The following is a 19,044-nucleotide window of genomic DNA, read 5'->3' as shown; positions in this document are numbered from 1 at the left end:
CACCCTATGTTTGTAGTACCAGATAGTTTTTTGTTAAGGATATTTGGTCAGTTAATAGTTAATGAAAAAGTCAGTAACGCGAGGTCACTGACTTTTTGCTTTTTAGGGGCCTAATATCTCTCTATTTCGTCATTGCGAGGCACGAAGCAATCCCAAACTATACAGGGCGGACCTGCAAATTGGGGATTGCTTCGTGCCTCGCAATGACGTGTCTTTGAGGCTTATCCTTGTTAGTAAAATATGCGAAAATCAACATTTGCTAATTGGCTGTAACGTTTGCCAAAAAACTTCGTCTTTTAAGTTAAAACCTACTACTATGAAATTTTTTACGATACTGGCCGTTACCGGCGGATTGTTTTTTTCTTCGCTTCAGGTAGAAAAAAGCAACCTGGCAAGCATAAAACACAGTAAAAACAAGTGCTGTATGAATGCTAAAAAATCAAAATGCCCGCTTGCATGCAAACGGACAAAATCGGTTAAACTAAACGGTTAAAAACGATACAGGGTTTCATCCCCTCAAAAGGCGTCCGGCGATTTAAGGGGAATCTTTTGCCGGCGCCTTTGCAGCGTTTATTTGCTCAAATCAAATTTAATTAGTTCGGCATCGCCCGCTTTTACTAAAACGCCCTTCACGTCACTTATACTAACACTTTGTAACAATGCTTTGCCATTTTTTGCCTTATCGGCTTCGAGACCTATCCTCTTCGCATCGATAGTATAAGTTTTATCTGCATCGCCATAATTAAACAAGGCCAGGTAAAAGCTGTTGCCAATTTTTAGTGCAAACTGCTCGGTAGTTCCGGTTTCTGTATTACCCTCAACCGGTCTGAAAGCTTTTCCGTTTTGCACCACCTTTAAAATTTCGGGGTTTTGGTACATGGCTTTTGCCCTGTCCGACCATTGACCGTGGGCAGAGAAATCATCGCCGGTTATAAATGTACCGGTAACCACCGCCGAGAGCATCCTTGCCCGGTTAGCACCCTCGCTTTCGGTTGAAAGCACCACGTGGTCGGCATCAACATAGTTATACAGGTAGGTTTGCCACCAGCCGTAATTTACGCTGTTGAGCGTATAGCGGGTGTCTTTTATGGTTTTAAAGGCATCGCATGCAATGCGCCGCATGTGCGCGTAACGACCAGTTGCAAGGCTGGGGGAGATGGCTGCGTAAACCAGCATCTGGTTGCCCAATTGATCGATTAAGTGTTCCATGCCTTTTTTATAAGCCTGCATGCCAGTAGTAATTTTCGGATCATAAAAATGAGTTGACTCCGCAGCGCCGTGTCCCAGAAAATCTATCTTGATCATTTTAAAACCACAGGCTTTTAACTTGCCAATTACATAATCAATATGCTGCAAAGTGCCGGGATGGGTTGGGTCTGTAGCACGGGCACCGTCAATATCGTGATAGCCATCGCCAACTTTTGTCCACGTTTCGCCATACGTATAGTTGCTGCCTAAAACTTTACGGTTGGGGCCGCCTTGCCATCCCCAATCGGTAAATGGGGCCCAATATACGCCGGGCTGCAAGCCTTTTGATTTACAGTAGTCAGCAAAAGATTTCAGCTTGCTGAAATCACCTTCCCAACCACCGCTGATCATGTTATCCCAAAACGAATCGAGATCGATAAACGCGGTATTACCGTTGCGGAAAGCCGGAATGCTGTCGGCAAAAAAGTTGGCTACTTTAATAGCTTTGTCGTAATTCAGCTTTTCCTGCATAACGCCCCAACTGTTCCAGCCAACAGGAGTAGGCTTGGTCCAGTTAAAAATGTAAGGGGGCTCGGCAACGCGGTTGGCTTTACCAAACTCTTCCATACCGTTGCGCCAGTCGGTAAACCAGCCTACAAATACTTTAGGCGATTTAACCCTATTGCCACTGATAAAGCCATGGGCTATTTTATCGCGGTTTACAGCTTCTTCAGTATAACCGCCCCATACTTCAAACGTATTAGCGCTGTCTTTTTTGGCGATGGTGCGCACACCTGTTTTCCAGGTTTCGTGCTCAACCGATCCAAATACCAAACCTTTGCGGCTGTTGTTGTCAAAAACAGTACCTACCTCGGCACTGGTATTGCTAACCGGGGCTTTAAATGCTTTTGAATTATAGCTGATGAAGGTATCGTTATCAAATGGTACAAATAACGAACGGGTATCACCTATAATTGCCGCCATATTACCGGCAATTGGCTCCATATAATTTGTTTTAAGGTTTTTACCTTCAACATAAAGCTCAACAAAAAAGTAACCTTTGTGCGATGGGTAGGTATAAAACACCTGCAACATGTTTGGTAAATTATTGCCGGTTAAGGTAAAAGTATGTTTAAGGCCTTTACCAAAGCCGTCTGCTACCTGTGCCTGGCTATAAACAATTTGTTTATAATCTTTTGAGGTAAAGAATTTGCCATCGATGCCGGCTTTACTATAACAATTGCTAAGTATAGCCTTGCCATTTTCGGTGACAGAAAAAGTGCCCGACTTTTGATTGTAACGGACAGTGCCTGCAGGACTGTAAGAAAAGGAAATATCGCCCTGCTGAGTTGGCTGAGCCTTAATGATTTTGGTTGATGCTGAAACAATTGCCGGCTGCCAAACGCAAAGCAAGCCGGACAACTGTACAGCTATCATTAACCAATTAGAAATTTTTCGCATGAATTTAGGTTATTAAATGTCTAAGATACATTTTATTTGTTAAGCACAAAATTGTATCTAAATATTAACGTATTCTTTACAAAATGCGGTCTTTATGACCTGGAGTTTGCTATAACTAAGGCACCCTGAAAAAGGATGCCTTAGTTGCTGGTAAGATGCTATTACGCCTTAACAGCCATAACGTTTTTGATTTGTCCGTTAACTTTCACCTTAACCATACGTGGGGTAGGCGAGGTTACTTTATAACCGGTAATCTTTCCATCCTTCCATTTCATATCAACGGTGAAATTACCGCGGGCTTTAAGACCTTTTACTTCACCATAAGCTTTCCATGCATCAGGGATAGAAGGTACTAAGTCGATAAAGCCTGCATGGCTCTGGATCAACATTTCGGCAATACCGGCCGTAGCACCAAAGTTACCGTCAATCTGAAATGGAGGGCCTGCCGATAACAGGTTAGGATACACGCCACCACCTGCACCGTAGTTAATGTCGGTTTTGATGGTTGGTTTCATTAACTCTTTAAACAGTTTGTAGGTACGGTTGCCGTCATGCAGACGTGCCCACCACAATATTTTGTAAGCGATAGACCAGCTTGGCCCGTCATCGCCCCTTACCTCTAAAGTTTTTCTGGCAGCTTCGGCAAGGGCAGGGGTAGCCTCCGGCGTAATTTGTGATGCCGGGAACAAGCCGTACAGGTGCGATACGTGGCGGTGTTGCGGCTCGGTCTCTTTGTAATCTTCCATCCATTCCTGGATGCGGCCATCTTTAGCTATCACACCCGGAGGAGGCAGTTTTTTTACTTTAGCGGCCAGTGTTTTGCTAAAGGCTTCGTCGGTGCCCAGCACTTTGCTTGCAGTTATTACGTTGTTGAACAACTGGCGGATGATCTGGTTATCGATAGTTGGACCTACGCAAATGCTGGCGTGCGTACCATCTGGTAAATAAAAGCTGTTTTCGGGCGATGATGAAGGCGAGGTAACCAACCAGCCGGTTTTGGCATCGCTGATGAGCATGCTGTTGTAAAACTGTGCCGCGCCTTTTAATATCGGGTAAATTTGTTTCAGGTAGTTTTTATCACCGGTGAAATCATAATGCTGCCAAAGGTTATCGCAAAGCCAGCCCGAGCCAACTTTACAAACACCCCAGGAGGCGCTTTCGCCCGGCTCGGTAAAGCCCCATGGATTAGTGATTACGTGGGCTACCCAACCATCGGCATTGTAGTAAGCTTTTGCTGTTTTTTCGCCATGGGGCACCATGCCTTTAACCAAATCGGCAAGGGGCAGGTTTAATTCCGACAGGTTGGAAACCTCAACCGGCCATTGGTTCATTTCAATGTTGATATCCAGGTGGTAATCGCCGTTCCATGGCGTATGAACTTCATTTGCCCATAAGCCCTGCAAGTTTGGCGGAAGCAATCCAACACGGGTGCTGCAGATGCTCAGGTAGCGGCCAAACTGGTAAAATAAAACCGGCAGACCTTTATCCGCATCAGGATTATTGCGGAAAGCGATAAGCCTTTGATCTGTTGTTAATTTCTCGGCCTCTGATGTACCAAGATCAATCTTTACCCGGTTGAATAATTTTTGGAAATTGGCGATATGCTGCTGTTTCTCCAGCGCATAAGGTTTTTTCATAGCCGCCTTCAGTGCGCCATCCATTTTGGTGAGATACTGGGGATTTTTGAAATCGGTACCTGCAGATACATAAATGATCACCTCTGTAGCATCCTTAATAACCAGCGCAGTTGGGGTTGTACTTAACAAACCGCCGGTTAGTTGCGCTTTAACCCTGGCTTTATAAGCCACGCCTTTGCCGTCGGTGCCGTTATCCAGCTGACCGGTAAGATGAAGCTCATTACCCTCTGTACTGGTAACACCGCGCTCCGGACGGCTGATATTGATGCTCAGGTTAAGCATTCCCGGTTTATCGGCGCTAAGCTTAATTACATCAACATCGTCATTAAAGCTGGTAAAATACTCACGTTTGTAGGTTACGCCATTTACCTGGTAAGTGGTTTTGGCAAGGGCGTTGTTTAAGGAAAGCTCACGTTCGTAGTTTTCATATTTTACATCTTTTTCGTCAACGCCTTTGTATTGGTAGCTAAGGTTAAGGTCGCCAAGCATCTGGAAACAGCCAAATGGCACGCCTCCCGATCCTTTACCTGTACACACAAATGATTTATCGATAATAGCCTGAGCTTCCACATTTTTACCGGCTGCAAGCAAGCTCCTGATCTCGGGCAATTTTTTATAAGCTTCATAATTATTGGCATCCTGTGATGATCCAGACCACATGGTAATATCATTTAATACTACCTTTTCGTTGCCGATGCCGCCATCGGGCATCATGCCTAAACGACCGTTGCCGAGCGCAACCGTCTCTTCCCAACGTTGGGCAGGCTGTTTGTACCAAAGTTTTAATTGTTTTGTTTGTGCGTGAGTAAACGTTGTAATACCTGTTATCATTACAGTTATTAGCAGGGGCGTTCTTTTTAGCATGCTTTATGTTAATTAGGTTTTCTGTTTTTAAGTTTATTTACCCGCGGTAATAACGGGGATTTCTTCGGCATTCTTGTTAAGCTCCAATACAATTACATTGCTGCTGGCATCGGGCAAGGTTTGCGGCAAATCAATAATATAACCTGCTGCATTTGGTTTATAAGTTACTTTGCTTCCTCCCAGTACATAGGCATTGGTTATGCTAACGCCTGGTAAATTCGGCAGTACAATTTTATCATCTTTTTTCTGAAATATGTGTAAATAGATCTTGTTTCCCTTGCGTGTAACAGCATAGTTATCATTCGGGGCGAAGGGGCCGCCTTTGGTGCCGTAAATGCTTTCGCCATATTTTTTAAGCCATGCACCCATTTGCTGCAGGGTTTCAACCTGCCGGGCCTCAATACGTCCATCAGGCATAGGGCCAACATTAAACAGTAGGTTGCCATTGCCGGCAGCTGTTTTTACCAGTGTTTGGATACATTCCTGCACGGTTTTCATCTTATCGTTAGGTTTCCAGGCCCATTGCTGGCAAATGGTGATGCAGCTTTCCCAGGGCTCGTTCATATTCAATTGTCCGATGCGCTGTTCTGGCGTAAGATAATCACCTACTGATTGGTCATTCAGTTTTTCGCTTTCTTTGCCTAAGCGATTGTTCACGATAACGTTTGGATCAACACTTTTTATATAGGCGTAAATCTCCTGGCCATCGGCATTGGTCCATGGTTTTTCCCAGTAACCATCAAACCAAAGCAGGTATGGGTGGTATTTGGTGATGAGTTCTTTCAGCTCATTCTTCATTTGCGTTTTAAAGGCTACCATATCTCCTTTAACGTTCTTTGTGGAATCGTAAGGGTTGTGGATAGGATAGTTTGGGTCGTGCCAGTCGAGCACGGTGTGATAGATGCAGAAAAGTATACCCTGCTTTTTGCAGGCTGCGGCCAGTTCGGCCACCATGTCGCGTTTATAAGGTGTTTTACTGATGTTATAATCGGTAAAGGCAGATGGCCATAAAGCGAAGCCATCATGATGTTTGGCTGTAATTACCAGGTATTTCATACCCGCGTCTTTAGCTGTTTTTACAATGGCATCGGCATTAAATAAAACCGGATTAAACTCCTTGTACAGGTTATCGTAATCATCCTGGGCTACTTCCTTGTTACGGCTCCAGCCAATTTCGGTGCCGCGTAAGGTTACCGGCCCAAAGTGCACAAACATGCCAAAGCGTTTGGTCATGAAATCATCCAAAACCTCTTTCGGGGTTTTTACAGGAGTGCTTTGCTGGCCAAAGACCACTTTGATTATTGAAAACAGGTAAAGGAGTATAATTGCCGGTTTTTTCATTGATGAATTTTTATTAATGCATTAATTGTGGTCAGTCGTCTTTGATTTTTTATAAATATGACCAAGCCGCGCGAGGCGGCCCGGTCATAGGGGTATTATTATAGTAATGCGTTATTCCAGAAGGTAAGCTCACTCATATTGGTGTAATTACCTTCGTTGTTTGAGTTGTGTTTAATCCTAATACGGATATAGCGTACTGCCGGCGGATTTGGATCGAAGTTTACTTTTAACGGTGCGCTGCCATCGTCGGTCCGTTTGATCTCTTTAAGCAGTTTCCAGCCTTTGGAGATTGCCTCGGCAGTCCAGCCAGCATCATTTGCCTTTAGGTTAGTAGTAGCGTTAGTTAAATCGGCTATGCCCCATACCTCAAAATCATCAGGGTTGTGGCAGCAGTTACGACCGGTTTCTTCAATAGCTACCAGGCCTCTGTATAGTGCGCCCATATCAAAAGTGATAACCACCGGAAGCGGTCCGTTGCCATCGCTATGGAAGATGTTAGGGAAACCCTGAGGACCTGTACTGCCGTCCCAAAGCCTATCTATGTCGGTATCACCTTCATAAGGCTTAGCGTCATTAGGCAGATATACTTTTTTGAAAAGCTTTTTATCGCAAATGGCAACAGAATTAATGGTTGGGAAATCCTCATAATTGGCTACATAAAATGTGTCAAGCGCATTCACAGCAGGTTTAAAGGCCGATAAGAACTGGATCTTTGTATCCGCCTTATAGTCTGCCAGGGTAACCGACATGCTATCGGCGCTAAGTTTTCCAAAGCTTTCCTTACCTGCTTTATTGGTGTATTTTATGTTTGTGAACACATTATGGGTACTGGTATCAACTTTCAGGAAATTAAGTGTAAGCTTTCCATCGGCACTGATACCGTATGGATTGGTAACATCATAACCCCTGTTTGATAAGCCCGACTGATAGATAGGCCCGTAAACCCTCACATTGTTGATATCAAGCGGAATAGAACGGTTGCCTTTGGCATCATACGAGAAAACGGTGAACGAATAAATGTATTCGTTAAGGTTTGGTATAACAACCGTTAAACTATCGGATGGATTATGATTAGTAGAATTGTAAATGATGGAATCGGCCTTATTGTTCCAGTATATCACGTAACGGGTTATGCTGGGATCGGAGCTTGGGTTCCAGGTAAGGGCGGCACGTAAATTTCCGGGGCGGGAGTGGGCATTGGCCACTGTGCCAGGGTACTTAACTTCATGCCCGTTTAAGTACGATTCAAACTGTGTGTCTTGCTTGCTGCAACCATACAACAGGTATCCAAGCAAACAGAAAGCAGCTATTCTGACAATATTTTTCATGTTCGTTTAATCTAAATGAGTTAATACCTATTGTGGGTTACCATAAATTGAAAGCTCCATCATGTGGGCAAAGTCACCGTTTGACCATGTATCATGTACCATGAAGCGGAAGTATTTAATAGGTGTTGAACCCGGAGGAATATTAAAGTTAACCCCGGCCGCAACAAAGGCAGCATCGGCCGCATTAGTAAAACCTGGTGTAAGTCCCGATGGCGGGTTTGGATAATGATAATTGCCGATATTAACCCAGTCGCCAACTACGGTTCCAACAGGCGCATAATCAGGCAGCCTTACATCCTGCGGAGCATTTACGTTTGATCCCCAGATGCTGAAATCTTTAGGGTTACCGTGTGCGTAGGCATATTGATCGGGTCTTTCCCATAAAACAAAACGGCTTAACTGTGCTGATACGCCAAGGCTGAAAGTAACCTGCATTGGGGCAGGCGCTCCCGGAGCGGTATGCCAGCCATTTGAGTACCCGTCTGTTTTGTTATCCCATAAATATGGAACTTCCCAGCCGTAAGCAGTAGGGCTGTCAGTAGGGGTTTTATATACCGAAAACTTGCTCTTATCCAGTAGCGTTTCAAATATAGGGGTGATATTTACAACGGTAGTATCAGATATATTGCCAAATTTATCGGTAACATATACTCCGAATTGTTGCGGTACTGCCGCATACCCTCTTATGGAATAGTTGATAGTATCAACCTTGGTATAATGCTGGTCTACAACCTCCAATGCCTGTGTTGACTTATCAAAAGCCAATAAAATAACACCGATATCTTTTTGATCAGGGTTCATCGCTTTGATGTTTACACCGCCAAAATCAGACGTGATAGTTAATGTTGGTTTTATCAGTTTGTAAAAAGGTGTATCTGGGTGCACCTTCACAACCAACGGATCAGATTTAACATTCGCCCTGCTCACCGAATAAAGTGTTACCTCATACTCCTGACTTTTGGCAAAACCGTCAACAGTAACTGTATCTGAGTAGTAGCTTGATTTGGTTTGACGTGTAGTTTTATCATTGATGCGGTACTCGGCCTGCACGTATAGCAGGTTATCTGAGTTTGGCAGATCGTAGGTGATATAAGCACCGCCGTTAAAGTTTTTAACTTTTACGTTGGTAACCACGGCAGGCTTGGTCATATCGGTCGAAACCTCTTTAACATACCCATCGTTCTTTTTGCATGAATTTAAGCACGCTATAAACAACGCCGCTGCAAGCACCAGCGCTGTTACCGAATAATTTTTAATGCGTTTCATAATTCTTATTTATGTTGAATTAATTCATTTTTAAATGGATGGGACGCCTACCAGTAGGTGGTTTGTACCAGGTTATTATTAACGATCAGGTCGTTGTCCTTAACCGGCCAGAAATAATTTTTTAGCCCAAAAACAGGTGTTAACACTGTATGCGGCCTGTAATAGTTGCCAGCCTCTGACTCATATATATTCCAGCCTTGCAGTGGTGTGCTCAACACATTTTGAATTTCTTTCCAGCGGCGAAGGTCCCATCCGCTTTGTGCCTCAAAACAAAGCTCGATGCGGCGCTCACGGTGTATGATATCGCGCAAACCTTCTTTAGTTGTTGGTTTAGCCGGATTTTTTGAATAGGTTGACCATGATTCCAAAACACCTTTTAATCCCGCTCTTGCCCTTACTTTATCAATGTAATTGTATACATCGCTGGTTGGGCCATTGGCCTCGTTCAGGGTTTCGGCATATAAAAGATATAAGCCGGCAAGCCTCATCAGTGGTAAATGATATTCTATCGGCTGAAAGCCATCGTCATAAACTGAAAGATAATTAGCCAGTTTCTTAGGCCAGTAACCGGTAATATTAAGTGTATTCAGGTCTTTAGGGCCGGCTAATGAACCGGAACCACGGGCTTCAACATGATAAGCCTGATCCTGGTTATAAATACCATTACCATACCAGATGCTGCCATCAAAAGCAATATTGGCATAAAAACGCGTTTCGCGGCCGTAGTGCTCGTTAATAGTAGTATAGCCTTGAGCAATATAATATTTGTCGGCATCTCCTGCTGTTTTAAGCGCGAAACGGTCGGCGTAATCATAATTCTTATCCTCAGTTAGCGGTACACCGTTAGTGGTATAAAAAAGTTCCTGTGTTGAAATAGGAACAGCAAATGTTGACGGGTTTGAGAAGATATTAACCGCCGATTTTGGCGTTAACCTTGGTGTAGCGTAGCCCTGGCATGGGAACGTTGGGTTTAATGCCCAGATTAACTCTGGGTTTACATCCCATTTTTCGGTAACCGCGTTTTGAATGGTCAGTTCATTACGTAGCTGGTCTGACAGGGAACCTACTGTTGGAGGCGATACAAAGGTGTATAATTTAAGGCCGTTAGCTTCGCAGGCATCAATAGCCGCTTTACAGGCATCAGCCGCGCGTTTCCATTTCTGCGGATCGACAGTGCTTGAAAACAGCGCCTGTCCATCTTTATTTTTCATGCTGGCATAATCAGGGTTACCGTTAAATAAGGGGCTGGCCTGTGTTGCCAACATTTCAGCTTTAATTGATAAAGCGGTTAACTGCGTAATACGACCAAGTTCTTTTGCCTGGTTGGTGATAACCGGAGGCAGATCTGGAATGGCTTCATCCAGCAATTGTACGCAGTAATTAAATACCGAATCAACAGGCGAACGTTTTACCCTCACTTCCTCGGTACTTGCAGTAATGTCGATGTTGGTTTTTACCAATGGTACAGGGCCATATAAGCGGCACAGGTAATAATGATAATATGCTTTAAGGAATTTTACCTCGGCTATCCATCTTGCTTTCTCTGATGGTGAAAGGTCGACAGGTTTATCGATATTCTCAAGCATGATGTTACATCTGCGAATTGAACGGAACAATGCCTGCCCGCCATTTTCACCATCCCACCAGTTTACACCGGGGCTTGCGCTATTTTGCGTACCGCGGATAAGGTTGAAACCATTTTCATTAAGCGGATGGTTGGTGAGGTTGTTGGGATAAATAATTTCTGATGATGTGGTGAAACCTATGTTTGAAGTAGGATCATAAAACTGCTGTAACGTTGCATAGCAGGTAAATAGGCAGTTTTCGGCCTCGTTACGGTTCCTAAAAGCGTATTCAAGTGTGCCGGTATTATCTGGTGTTACATCAAGGTATTTTTTACATGATGCGCCCGAAACCAGGAACCCTACCAGTAATAAAAGTTTATAATATTGTTTCATAATACTAAGTATTGATCAGTAAAAAATTACAGGTTAACGTTTAAGCCTAAGTTGAATACCTTTTGTATAGGGTAGGCAAAGCCATTGCCACCAAGCTCAGGGTCCCAAAGTTTAAATGCGCTCCAGGTATACAGGTTTAAGCCGTTAAAGTAAATGCGGCATTTGCTTACGTTTAAGCGCTTTAAAATTGATGGCGGCAGCGAGTAGCCTATTTCAACAGATTTAAGCCTCAGAAAACTACCGTCACGCATCCACCAGGTACTGTTTTGGCGGTTGTTTTCAATTTGGTTGCCGGTTACGCCTAACCGCGGATAGGTAGCGTATAAATCCTGGTTTTCTTCACTCCAATGACTGTCGGCAAATGCTTTGATCAGCTGTGTATTACCATAGATATATGGGTCGGGGCTTTGAATGAAGGGACTGGTACGGTTAGGATCGATAAAGAAGGATACACGAGCCTGGCCTTGGAAAAAGCAGGAAATATCAAAGTTTTTGATGCCTGCAGATAAACCGTAACCATATACAATTTCCGGAACGGTTGGATAGCCGATAAAGGTTTGGTCGGCGCCGTCAATTTTACCGTCTCCGTTTAAGTCGCGGTATTTGATATCGCCACCGCCCGGAGGGATACCATTGGTCGAAAAGATTTGTGAAGGAGAGTTCCTTGCTTCGTTATCATCAACAAACAAACGTTCGGCAATATAGCCGTACTGCCTGCCTATTTCCTGACCATTGTGGTAGCGGTAGGCTTCTTTGTACTGAGGTTCTTCATAATTACCATATTTGCTGCTTGCTAAGGTAAAGTTGCCCCGACCTTGCAACCATACATTGTTGTTTATAGTAGCCTTATAATCCATCTGCAGGTCGATACCTTTGGTATTGGCTGTGCCTATATTAGCGGTAACGTTGGGGTTGCCATACTGGTCAAGTGCTTCAAGTCCCAGTGTTGTAGGGAGCGAGCTACGTGTTTGCAGAATGTTATAACGGTGATATTTATAAACCTCGGCTACTACATTCAGATTTTTAAACAGGGTGAACTCAAGACCAAGGTTTAGCTGGCGCGAGGTTTCCCAGGTTACATTTGGGTTTTCGTAATTGTTGATGTAAACACCATTGCGCGTATATCCATTGTAAGTACCAAACGAAGCCGGGTTTCCGCCGTTAAGGTTAACATCCGAAAGGAAGAAGAAACGCTGCGAGCCAATTGCGTCATTACCTACTAAACCATAGCTGGCCCGTAACTTCATACGAGTGACAACATCATAAAGCCCTTGACCCCAGAATTTTTCGTCAGATACAATCCACGAACCGCCTATGGTAGGGAAGAAACCATACCTGTGATTGGCCGAAAAACGTTCGGTACCGTTATAGCCAAAGTTAAACTCCAGGAAATAGCGGCTTTTAAATGAATAAGTAGCGCGGCCTGCAAGGGTTAAGTTGCGGTAAGGCAACGAATACTGTAAAGTAGGGTAGTTTAATACAGGGTCTTTTGCTGCTGAATATACCGTTTGTTGGCGTGTGCCGATCAATGACGCGCTCACATTATTATCCCCAAATGCGTGGTTGTAATCTAAAACACCCTGGAAATAGATATAGGTGTTCAGGTTATCTGTACTTGGGTCGCGGTAGTAACTTAAATATTCGGTAGCGACATTGTTGCCGGTTGGCTGTGGGTTAAGCCATGTTAAAGTATACTGATTGGTGGCTTTATCATAAGTATTCACGTTGTAGTAAAATGGCGAATAACCCATTTGCGACTGAAAATATGAATATCTGTTGGTATGAAATAAGCCGTGGAAGTTAAGCCCGCTGGTTATAAAATCCAATTTTTGATTTAGCTCTAACTGGGCAGATAGCCTTGATTCAGAATAGTTTTTATGGCCGCGCAATAACGCTGCGTAAGGGTTATTGTAGGCGATAGCATTTGATGCCGAGCCCGCGTTTGCCGGTGCCGCGTTACCAAACAAAATGTGTTTAACATTGCGGTTGGCCGAATCGGCAGGGAAATAAGCAGGGAATAATACCGGGCTGGTATGTACGGCAACGTTATAAAGGTCGGTCGAAAACGAAGCGTCGGCAGTCAGAGGGCCGTTATACTCATTGAACGAGCCGGCAAGCCTTACAATAAGCTCGGTAGTTTTGCTTAAATTGATGTTAACGTTTGAGCGTAACTGGTAATTTTCAAACTTAACGTTGTTGTTGTTATTGTTGGCAATATCTTGCCTCAGGATACCATGATCAACGTTATATGATCCTGATACGTAGTAACGGGCAACGTCACCGCCACCGCTTACGCTCATATCTGCACGTTGGGTAGCTGTACGCTTTTTGAAAAGCATATCCAGCCAGTCAACAGCCGGATAAACGTATTTATTGCTGCCTGGAGCATTGCTCAGCGTAGCCTCTGTGTTTAATATTTTATTTTGAGAGAAGGGGAGAGGGCTTAACGGATCGCGGGTTATGGTGGCTTCGTTAAAAAGCTTCATGTAAGTGATAGGATCGGCAAGCTGCAGGGTTTTGGCCGATTGTGAAATGGAGTTTTCCACGCGTACGTTAATCTTAGCCTTACCAATTTTACCTTCTTTGGTACTTACTAAAATTACACCGTTGGCACCGCGGGCACCGTAAAGCGCGGTGGCACTGGCGTCTTTTAATATCGAAAAGCTGGCAATATCATCAACCTGCAAGCGGGCAAGGTCAGATGTAGAAAGCTCAACGTTGTCGATCAAAATGAGCGGGTCTTTTTTATAGCCGAAAGTGGTTACACCACGAATAAAAAAGCTGGAATTATCCTGCCCCGGCTGGCCGCTTGGCTGAAACGCGATGATACCCGCCACCTGACCTGCAAGCGCGTTGGTTAAGTTACTGGCGGGGATTTTCAGGTCGGCAGGTTTAACGGTAGTTACAGAACCTACTACAGCTTCCTTACGTTCTTTTTTACCGTAGGCCAGTACCACAACTTCTTCAAGGCCTCGTTTTGATTCTTTAAGTACAATGTTTACCACCAGCTTACTGGCCGAAACAGTGAAAAATTGATCGACAAAAGTTACGTACGATACTTTAAGGATGGTACCGGGTTCTGCATCAATCACAAACTTACCGTTTATATCGGTAGTGGTACCCAGGTTTTTACGGTTGGTAGCTATGATGTTGGCACCGGCAATTGTTGCCCCCAGGGTATCTGTTACACGGCCTGTAATGGTTACCTTGGTTGTTTGCGCATGTGTAAATTGTGCCGAGCCAATAAAGCTCAGCAGTAATAATACAAAGCAATAAAAACCCGGTGCAGGTTTGTACGAGCGCTTAAGCTCCCGCCGGGCTTTGATACATTGGTAAAATTGTTTCATAAAATTGGTTTGATAATGGTTTTTTGTTTTTTGAGTTTGGTTTTTGGGTGTGTCGGTTTTAATGCATTTAAATGCGGAGTTGGTAAAAGGTTTTTCCTTTAAAAACTGGTTTAATCATGTTGTTTATTGAGAGTTAAAATATGTTAAGTTGACAATTAAAATTTTTTAGCCGTGTTTAAGCTTGCTGCTGCTTTTTTGAAAAAATCAATTGGTTAAAAAATAAACTACCTGGCACGCGTTTCCTTTACTGTTTGCATTCTTATCGGTGTCAATTTTTAAATTGAGCGTATGTGAACCTTTTTTAAGATCGGTACTGAAGGTTACATACCATGGCAGGTAGATCCATGAGCTGAATTGTGTGTACAGATCCATTTTCTTTTTGGGGCCGCCATCAATACTATAGCTTATAATACCCGCGTCCGGGCCAGATACTATGGCCATACCAATAGCGGTGCCTGTAAATGGCAATGTTAATGATGAGCCCGATTTTGTTGCGATAAGCATTGGCTTATGTACAAAACCTTCGCGGGTTGCCAGGTTGTTATCAGGTGCCCAATCAGGGTTAATAGCCCACCCGTTCAAGTTTTTAGCGTTCTGGATGTTGTAATACCTGCCGTTATTTAAATTGAGGTTATTAAGTGGTTTTGGTAGTGCCGATAATTTTGATGCCTTGTTTTGTTGATCATCAAAACATGCGTTAAGTAAACTTTTTATCGAAGCAAAATAAAGCTCCTGCCCATAAATGGCTGGGTGCAGGTCTTTAAAATCATATTGCCATGAAAACTCATGTTTGTTAAGCTTGTCGGTAACTTCTTTAGCCAAATTGATAGACGGCAAGCCGTAATGTCCAGCTACCAGTTCATGATTTTTAATTTGCAGTGGTGTTTTGCCATTGTTGTAATCCCTGATCTTATCCGGATCAACAAACGACATCACGACGATATCCATCAATGGGTTAGTCTTTTTTGCATGCCTTACAATGCCCTCCAAAGCGCGTACTTCGGTCAGGCTATCCAGGCCGTTTACGTTGTCGTTAACGGCTGCTTCAACAAACATTAAATCCACTTTGCCCGAATCAAGCACGTCCCTTTGCAAGCGGAAAGCATGAGGCACACTTCCTAAAGATGGGATGCCGGCTTGTATAAAGTGAAAATTAGTTGATGGAAAGCGCTCGGTAAGGTAACGACTGATCTTTTCGCGCCAGCCCGGGTTGTAGGTGATGGATCCGCCTAAAAACGCTACCGTAGCTTTTTGGCCTGCGTTAAATACATTAAGACTATTGGTTAAACCGTTACGGGTTGTAAAGTAATCGACATAGGGTAATGCCTTTTTTACCGGGTAGTTGTAACCTATGATCAGATCTGCCCATTGTTCCGGGTGTTCAATAGGGAAGTGGTGCCCGTTTAATTCCTGCGGACCGGCAGTTACAGGATATACCATCATCGGGCCGCCTAAGGCCGTATAACGTTGAGCAAGGATATTGGTATTATCGGCATTGGGTACAACCTGGTCGTTTATACCGATAATGTGCATTACAGGAACTTTGAAAGCGGCAAGCCCGTCAAGGTTATCAATAGGATTGTCTTTATAATCAAGTGCCTGTTGCTCTGTAAAGTGATATACCTGCTGCAGTTGCTTCCACAAACCGGCATCTCCGGGAGCACTTAGTTTACCACCCGGCCAGCTTTTAATGTTGCAAACAGGTGCTTCGTTATAAATGCAACTAATTTTATCTGGGTTGCGTTTGGCCCAGCCGTATACGTATAAACCTCCGCGGCTTACGCCTTCAAGGGCAACTTTTGTGGCAAATGATTGTTTGGTGGTTAAATATTTATAGAAAGCATCCCATACCTGTAATGCATAGGGGCTACCATATTGATCGTCAACGTTTACAAAAGCTACGCGAAAGCCTTTGGTTAGCAGGATGCTGTCAATATCGGTATGCCAATCCGGAAACGAGGCCCGCCATATCCAAGGGTTACCTTCAAGCGGTTTTTTAGGGTTTACAAAATAGGCTTTATGAGTACCAATAATGATATTTACCCGCTCAAACCCCTTCCAGCTATCATTGGCTGTATGTTGAATGGTATATACGGCTGGGGCATTGCCCGCACCGCCATTTTCATGGTTTTGTGCTGAGGCAATACCGGCCGTGAACCCCAATAATAGCGTAATTAGTAAAGTTTTAATCATTCAGTATTGGTTATAGCAATCCCACTTCAAAAACTTCGTCCTTTTTTTGAGGATTGCTGTTTTCGATTAAAAAGTATTTGTAAAAACCTTAGTAGCTGGCGTTTATAATTAAGATAAAAGTATGAAGGGCATTAACAATAAATTGCACTTAAATTGATTTGTTTCGATACTATTTTGACATTGCTTTTCCTGTTTTTGGTAAAAAATGCCTTGCTGAAACAATTTAGTTGTATTAAGTGTATTTTTCACAACAAAATAGTGTCGAAAAAACTAAAAGTTGCGCAAAATTGTACTGATTGTTTTATTAATGGCCGATAATCATGCCGGAGAAAACTTACGAAGCCTTTAAAACTTCGTAAGTTTGGTAGATGGAAGCCTAATGACCTATTACGGTCAATAGCGGTTCTTCGGGTTCGTCCGAATAAGTTTTGTTTTTCACCACATAGCCTTTAAGGCCGTAGTACAGTACATATACATAGCAAACAAGTGGTACTATAAATGCCATCCTGATGCCCGAATGATCAGATATTAAGCCCATTATTGGTGGGATAATAGCTCCGCCAACAACGCCCATAATGAGTAAGGATGAAGCAACTTTGGTATAGTCGCCAATGCTTTTGATGCTCAGAGTAAAAATGATCGGGTACATTACCGAAGTGAACAGCCCAACTACGGATAATGAAATTATGGATACATAGCCACTTGTAAGTACCGATATCAATATCAGCATAAACGCGCCGATACTACATAGCGTAAGCACTTTATTAGGCTTAACCTGCTTAAGCAAAAATGCCCCCAGTAACCGTCCGGCCAATACCAGCGCCATATAAAGCGTAATAAATAAGGCCGCTTTTTGCTCGGTAATGCCTGCAATATTTAATGATTTTGTGTACCGGATAATGAAACTTACCACACCAACTTCGGCACCCAGGTACGCGAAAACGGCGAGCACCCCCAATATAGTATGCCTGAATTTAAATACTCCAGAGAGTTTTTGCCTGCTGTTACCTTCATGAATTACCGGTAACTTTAAAAAGTAAAGTACCACGCATAGGGCGATAAATAATGCCGCCAATGTTAAATAAGGTGGAATCACCAGGTGTGCTTCGCTGTTTAAAAACGACCTAAGCTGCTCGGGGTTAAAGGATTGGATCAGGCTTGCCGGGATATCTTTTTCATGCAGCAAAAATCTGGAACCAATGAAAGGCCCTATAGTGGCCCCCATTGAGCCAACTGCAGCGGCCAGGCTTAACCGGCTTGACGCGTGGTCCGGATCACCAAGTTTTGAGATATAGGGTGTGGCAGTAACTTCCAATATGGCAAAGCCTGATGCCATGGTAAATAATGCCAGCAGGAATACCGGGTAAAACCTGGTGGTAGCAGCCGGATAAAATATAGCGGCACCGATAGCTGCCAGAATAAGCCCGGTAAGCATCCCTGCCCTGTAACCCGTTTTTTCGATGAAGCGCCCTGCAGGTAAAGCCATCAGAAAATAAGCCCCAAAAAATGCGGATTGGATCAGCGACGATTGCAGATCAGTTAACTGGCATGCCCTCTTCAGATGCGGGATCAGCACATCGTTAATGTTGCGGCTAAGGTTCCAGAAAAACATCAGGCTCATTACTATCAGCAGCGGGGCCAAATATTTGGATGTATTACCGTTGGTTTTGTTCATTATTATCTTGTTTTATCGTCTGTACCCTAATTCGGCCCCACCGCTTACCGGCATAATGCAGCCGGTTACAAATCGTGCCGCGTCCGACAGCAGGAAAACTGCCGCGTCGGCAACTACATCTCCCTCTGGGCAGTAGCCTAAGGCGTGTATGTCATTCAGATATTTCTCTATCGATCCGGGATCCGGCTGTTCGGCAGCCCATTGCTTAAGCAATGGTGTCCACACCCCAGCCGGCGAAACCGCGTTTACCCGGATGCCATATTGCGCATAGTCAAGCGCCATAGATTTGGTAAGCGCGTTGATGCCCCCTTTGGTTGCGGTATAAGCAGCATGCAGACTTTGCCCGATATCGCCGGCCATACTACTGGTATTCAGGATACAGCCTTTTGATGCTTTAAGCATGTTGATGCCATATTTGGTTGTCCAGAACAGGCTTTTAAGGTTAATATTCATCAAGGCATCCCATTCATCTTCTTCTGTTTCGTCAACAGGTTTTGATGGATGAGCTATAGCCGCATTGTTGTGAATGGCATCGAGCTTGCCATAATGCTTATTAATAGTTTCAAAAGCAGCTTTTACGTCGGCGCTGTTTGATACATCTCCCGCAATGCCTTCATGTTTGCCGTCAAAACGGTCAAGCGTTTTATAAAGGGCCCGCTCATTAACATCCATTATAAAAACGGTTGCCCCCTCACGGATATAAGCTTCGGCACAAGCCAAACCAATGCCTGATGCACCTCCGGTAATAAATATTACTTTGTTTAATAACTGGTTCATTTTTGGTTT

Annotated in this window: 11 protein-coding genes; 1 reads left to right on the top strand and 10 read right to left on the bottom strand. The window is 43.8% G+C overall.

Annotated features, from left to right (window positions below):
- The first annotated feature begins 316 nt into the window (after positions 1 to 316).
- Positions 317 to 493, top strand: coding sequence for a hypothetical protein (locus DEO27_RS31455; protein WP_190295421.1), 177 nt, complete (start codon positions 317 to 319; stop codon positions 491 to 493).
- Positions 494 to 570: 77 nt separating this feature from the next.
- On the opposite strand, the gene DEO27_RS14800 is transcribed toward DEO27_RS31455, so the two are convergent.
- The 10 genes from DEO27_RS14800 to DEO27_RS14755 all read right to left on the bottom strand — a co-directional run bounded on the left by DEO27_RS14800 (position 571) and on the right by DEO27_RS14755 (position 19,035).
- Positions 571 to 2,649 (bottom strand): alpha-galactosidase, encoded by a 2,079-nt coding sequence (locus DEO27_RS14800; RefSeq protein WP_112573780.1) that lies wholly within the window; start codon positions 2,647 to 2,649, stop codon positions 571 to 573.
- 161 nt (positions 2,650 to 2,810) lie between these two features.
- Positions 2,811 to 5,150: a glycosyl hydrolase family 95 catalytic domain-containing protein gene (locus tag DEO27_RS14795; RefSeq protein ID WP_112573779.1), complete on the bottom strand. Its 2,340-nt coding sequence runs from the start codon at positions 5,148 to 5,150 to the stop codon at positions 2,811 to 2,813.
- A gap of 33 nt (positions 5,151 to 5,183) precedes the next feature.
- The gene (locus tag DEO27_RS14790) at positions 5,184 to 6,491 is read right to left on the bottom strand and encodes an alpha-L-fucosidase (RefSeq protein WP_112573778.1); all 1,308 of its coding nucleotides are present in this window, start codon (positions 6,489 to 6,491) and stop codon (positions 5,184 to 5,186) included.
- A gap of 98 nt (positions 6,492 to 6,589) precedes the next feature.
- Complete coding sequence (locus tag DEO27_RS14785) at positions 6,590 to 7,819, bottom strand: DUF4998 domain-containing protein (RefSeq protein WP_112573777.1); 1,230 nt, start codon at positions 7,817 to 7,819, stop codon at positions 6,590 to 6,592.
- Positions 7,820 to 7,846: 27 nt separating this feature from the next.
- Positions 7,847 to 9,085, bottom strand: coding sequence for a DUF5000 domain-containing lipoprotein (locus tag DEO27_RS14780; RefSeq protein ID WP_112573776.1), 1,239 nt, complete (start codon positions 9,083 to 9,085; stop codon positions 7,847 to 7,849).
- A gap of 47 nt (positions 9,086 to 9,132) precedes the next feature.
- Positions 9,133 to 11,043: a RagB/SusD family nutrient uptake outer membrane protein gene (locus DEO27_RS14775; RefSeq protein WP_112573775.1), complete on the bottom strand. Its 1,911-nt coding sequence runs from the start codon at positions 11,041 to 11,043 to the stop codon at positions 9,133 to 9,135.
- Between the two features lie 26 nt (positions 11,044 to 11,069).
- Positions 11,070 to 14,390 (bottom strand): SusC/RagA family TonB-linked outer membrane protein, encoded by a 3,321-nt coding sequence (locus DEO27_RS14770; protein ID WP_112573774.1) that lies wholly within the window; start codon positions 14,388 to 14,390, stop codon positions 11,070 to 11,072.
- A 204-nt stretch (positions 14,391 to 14,594) separates the two neighbouring features.
- A complete protein-coding gene (locus DEO27_RS14765; RefSeq protein WP_112573773.1) occupies positions 14,595 to 16,583 on the bottom strand; it encodes an SGNH/GDSL hydrolase family protein in 1,989 nt (662 codons plus the stop codon).
- A gap of 376 nt (positions 16,584 to 16,959) precedes the next feature.
- Entirely contained in the window at positions 16,960 to 18,258 is a 1,299-nt protein-coding gene (gene fucP / locus DEO27_RS14760) for an L-fucose:H+ symporter permease (protein WP_112573772.1), read from the bottom strand.
- 12 nt (positions 18,259 to 18,270) lie between these two features.
- Entirely contained in the window at positions 18,271 to 19,035 is a 765-nt protein-coding gene (locus DEO27_RS14755) for an SDR family NAD(P)-dependent oxidoreductase (RefSeq protein ID WP_112573771.1), read from the bottom strand.
- Positions 19,036 to 19,044: the final 9 nt, after the last annotated feature.

This window comes from Mucilaginibacter rubeus (assembly GCF_003286415.2).
GTDB classification, from domain to species: Bacteria; Bacteroidota; Bacteroidia; order Sphingobacteriales; family Sphingobacteriaceae; genus Mucilaginibacter; species Mucilaginibacter rubeus_A.
Note: the sequence above shows the minus strand (reverse complement) of the source record. Positions and strands in the feature narration are given on the sequence as shown.